The organism is Paenibacillus sp. CCS19 (genome assembly GCF_033239625.1).
Taxonomy (GTDB): domain Bacteria; phylum Bacillota; class Bacilli; order Paenibacillales; family Paenibacillaceae; genus Paenibacillus_T.
The window spans coordinates 1-4,405 of the sequence record NZ_BTCK01000094.1; the positions used below are offsets into that span (position 1 = coordinate 1).

4 protein-coding genes are annotated in these 4,405 nt (G+C 52.6%); all 4 read left to right on the forward strand.

Translation table 11 applies throughout. The annotated features are described in order from the left end of the window. Window positions 1–227: 227 nt before the first annotated feature. Window positions 228–1,412, forward strand: coding sequence for a copper amine oxidase N-terminal domain-containing protein (locus SBI19_RS29290; protein ID WP_317973065.1), 1,185 nt, complete (start codon window positions 228–230; stop codon window positions 1,410–1,412). A gap of 179 nt (window positions 1,413–1,591) precedes the next feature. Next, window positions 1,592–2,707, forward strand: coding sequence for an SPFH domain-containing protein (locus tag SBI19_RS29295; RefSeq protein ID WP_317973066.1), 1,116 nt, complete (start codon window positions 1,592–1,594; stop codon window positions 2,705–2,707). Between the two features lie 12 nt (window positions 2,708–2,719). Next, entirely contained in the window at window positions 2,720–3,844 is a 1,125-nt protein-coding gene (locus SBI19_RS29300; protein ID WP_317973067.1) for a TFIIB-type zinc ribbon-containing protein, read from the forward strand. 295 nt (window positions 3,845–4,139) lie between these two features. Next, on the forward strand, window positions 4,140–4,325 hold the full coding sequence (locus SBI19_RS29305; RefSeq protein WP_317973068.1) for a hypothetical protein: 186 nt from the start codon (window positions 4,140–4,142) through the stop codon (window positions 4,323–4,325). The last annotated feature ends 80 nt before the right edge of the window (window positions 4,326–4,405 follow it).

Here is a 4,405-nt window from a genome sequence, read left to right on the forward strand (position 1 = left end):
CTAGAATTTCATCGGATAAACCAGGGGTTTTATCCAATGTCCATTCTAAGGGGTGCACTCCATCGGTTCGAGGGCTTTGTTTGTTTTTCGGACGACGAGCGCTGTACTAACAATTTCGTCTTGCAATGCCGACAATAGTGGTGATCCTATTTCTTTTCCAGAAACAAGCAGTCGTTCAGGTCGATTAATCATGCATGCAGCTTAATACAATCCAGGCGGTGACAAGGATGAAGAAGGCAGTTATTATCGCAACCATTGCTGCAATGATGGCTCTTGGCGTCGGGCAGACACAGGTGTCGGCAGCTAGTACAAGCACGGCGGCGGCGAATACGAAGATTGATGTCATTATTGATGGCAAGGTGCAGGCGTTCGATATGGCGCCGGTGAATTTGAACGGTTCCGTTCTCGTTCCGATGCGAGCGATATTCGAGAAGCTGAATGCAACGATGAGCTGGGATGGCGGCAAGCAGCAGGTGACGGCAACGAAAGGGGATACCCGCATCGTGCTCACCATAAACTCGAAGACAGCTTCCATCGGCTCGAAGACGGTGACGCTGACGACGGCGCCGCAAATTGTCGGTGGCAGCACGATGGTACCGCTTCGTTTTGTCGGGGAGGCGTTGAATGCGGATGTGAAGTGGGACCCAGCGAATCAGGCGGTCATTATTAAATCCGCTTCTTCTGCGGATAGCAGCGAACAACCCGTTGACGATCAAGCGGAAGCGAATATTCGGGCCTTAATCGAAGAGAATGCGAATGCACTGAGCCAAGAGGATGTTAATGGCTATCTAGGCACGTTCGCGAAGCCGATTGAATCAGAGGCGCAGATGAAGGCGTATTTTTCCCAGTATAATTATCGGTATCATGTTATCAGCATTGATAATATTCAGGTGAATGGCAGTACAGCAACGGCAACCGTTACGCGTAATGCGGATTTGGTCGAAAAGTCAACAGGCGGTCCAACTTATGTATCCCTTCGCACGCAGGCGGTGATGCAAGCTTCACTGGTTCGGACGGCTGGAGAGTGGAAGATCGAGAAGTTCAAGGTTATCCAAACCGAGTCGCTGTCGACGATGGAAGAGACGAAGCTGGCTGGCGATCTGTATGCGCTGATGATGACGAACCTGTTGTACCGCGGACAAGAGAACAAGCGGTTCATGCTGGAGTCGGTGGCCCCTGACGGTCCAGAATATAGCAAGGACTGGGATGCAGCGTTCGCGGCGACATCGAATCAATCCTATGAGTTGTCTAGTTTCGAAGTGATCGAGAGCACGGCAGCTATCGTAAAGGCGAAAGCCGTTATCGCCGAGAAGAACGCGGCAGGTACGAGTCAAGCGGGATGGATCATCGAGTTTCACTTAACAGATAAAGGTTGGAAAATCTACAGCCAAACGGCGGAGACCTCGAAGTAATGATCTACTAAACACAACTTCTATTAATGGACCTATCGAAGAGCCATCCCAATCGGGGTGGCTCTTCTTGCATGCTGTTGCCATTTGCACAATCGTGAACGTGCAGCGTTCACGTGGTCTCGCGTTTCATTTTGCCGTATAATTAAAAAATATTGGAAGCACTCAAGGGAGGGTTACGGATGGGACTGTTTTCATTTCTTAGAGGTCAGTTTATCGAGGTGATCGAATGGGTGGAGGACACGGAGTCGCTCGTCTACCGATTCCCTGCCTATGACAATGCCATCAAGATGGGCGCGCAGTTGATCGTACGTGAAGGGCAGGCGGCGATCTTCTTGAACGAAGGGACGATCGCTGACGTGGTCGCACCGGGTCGCTATGAGCTGAGTACACAGAACCTGCCGATCCTTACGGCGCTTCGTTCCTGGAAACACGGATTCAATTCGCCGTTCAAGGCGGACGTTTATTTCGTGAAGACGACGATTGTGACGGATCAGAAGTGGGGCACGACGAACCCCGTTATTATGCGCGACAAGGAGTTCGGCATCGTACGGGCGCGCGGCTTCGGCAACTATTCGTTCCGGGTGAAGGATCCAGGCGCGTTCATGAGGGGCATTCTCGGTTCGAATGCGAGCTTTAATCCCGAACAGATCGGCGGTTTCTTCAAAACGATGATCGTGTCCGCAGTGAGCGACCTGATGGCGGAATCGAATATTCCGATCATTGATTTGGCGATGCACTACGACGAGCTTAGTGCGCAGACGGCTGCCAAGCTTGCGCCGCAGTTCGATGCGATCGGGCTGGCGCTGAGCGGCTTCGTTATCGAGAATATCTCGCTGCCGGATGAAGTGGAGAAGATGATCGACAAGCGGTCGTCGATGAACATTGCCGGCAATCTCGACCAATATATGAAGTTCCAGACGGCGGAGTCGATCCGCGATGCAGCTAACAATCCTGGCGGCGGCCTGGCAGGTGCAGGAGCAGGAATGGGCGCTGGCATGGCGATGGGACAAATGATCAATCAAATGATGAACGGCGCAGCGCAGCAGCAACCAGCGAATGCGAATGGGACAGCGGGTGCCCCAACCGGTCAGCAGCAGCAACAACAGCAATCGCAGTCGAGTCCGCAAGCGCAGAGCGGTGAAACGTGCGGCGGCTGCAGCAATACGCTGAGCGCGAACGACAAGTTCTGCCCGGAGTGCGGTACAGCTCGTCCCGTTCGCAAGTTCTGCACGGAATGCGGCGGCGAGCTGCAGGCAGGCGCCAAGTTCTGCTCCGGCTGCGGCACGAAAGCGTAGAGGCGGCTCGCGATGGGAGAACATGAGCCGACAACGGCTAAGGAGCCGATAGCGACTTTTCCATGCCCGAGCTGCGGCGGCCAGATGCAGTTCGATACGGCAAGTCAAATGCTCAAATGCCGCTACTGCGGCAGCGAGAAGCCGATCGACGACCGTTCCGAGGCTGAAGAGCCGACGGAATACGAGCTTGATTTTACCGATGAAGATGATGATTCGCTGAAGGATTGGGGAACGGAGCAGCAGGTAATCAAATGCGGCAACTGCGGCGGCGAGATGCTGCTGCCTGCAGGTCAAACCGCCGCGGTATGCGGCTTCTGCGGTTCGCCCAAGGTGCTGCCGCAAGGTAATCCGGGCAGTATCCGGCCGGAATCGGTCATTCCGTTCCATATCTCGAAGGAGCAGGCGACGGCCTCGTTCAATGCGTGGCGCAAGAAGCGCTGGTTCATTCCGAATGCGTTCAAGAAGCAGTCGGTCAGCTCCACTCTGAATGGCATCTATGTACCATTCTGGACATTCGACAGCGATACGGCGTCCTCGTATTCTGCCGAGGTTGGTGTCTATCATTATCGGACGGAGACGCGCACGCGGGTCGTGAACGGCAAGACAGAGACCTACACAGAGCAGGTACGCTATACCGTATGGCATTGGACGAGCGGCACGCACGAACATTTCTTCAATGATGTCCTCATTCCGGCGTCAGGGCAATATGACAGCGCGCTGCTGCGCAAGCTGAACGATTATCGGCTGGAACAGCTAGCGCCATATAAGCCGGAGTACTTAAGCGGATTTATCGCGGAACGGTATTCCGTCTCGCTCAAGGATGGCTGGCAGGAGGCGAAGTCGCGCATCGAAGGAGAGCTGAACAGCGAGATTCGCCAGCGGATCGGGGGCGACGAGATTCGTCACCTGAGCATCGACACGAGCTACTATGACCAGACCTACAAGCATATTCTGCTGCCGGTATGGAATGCGAATTACCGTTACAACAATAAGACTTACCGCTACATGGTCAATGGCGAGACGGGCAGCGTGTCGGGGCGGGTACCGCGCAGTCCGTGGAAAATTACATTCTTCGTGCTAACTTGCCTCGCCGTCGCTGGTGTCATCGCTTATCTGTATACACAGAGCCAGACTTAGCCTATATTCGACAAAATAAAGCCTTCATCCTTAATTTGGATGAGGCTTTTTGCATATTTACACACTTGTGATCTAGGGAGGTGAATGACAAATTTTGCAGAGGATCTGATCATGCCTGGCTGCAATATTGAGAGACATGGATGGCTCGCGAGTGGTTAGTAAAACAGAGTAGGAAGGGAAGGACAGGGATGACTCACTTTCCTTCTATGTGGGTTAAATTTACAGATGTATGAGACTTCTGTATAATCTACCTAACGTTAATGTGAGGTCTATCGCTGGTTGCAGGGGGTAGGGAATGAACAGAAATACAATGATTGTCATCGGATTTATTCTAATTGTCGGTAATCTCGTACAAGTTGTGAGCCGCTGGGGAGACAATGACAGCAAGTTCTATTTGTACTTGGGTTTATTGCTGCTAGTCGCAATGGTAATGGTTATTCGAGTCGCAAGATGGAGAGGGCGTAATACAGAGGAGAAATAAGCGTGGCTCAGTCACGCTTCAGATTGTAGAGAAACCCACGTTTTTTTTCAAAACGCTGGGTTTCTCTTTGTGTTTAATCG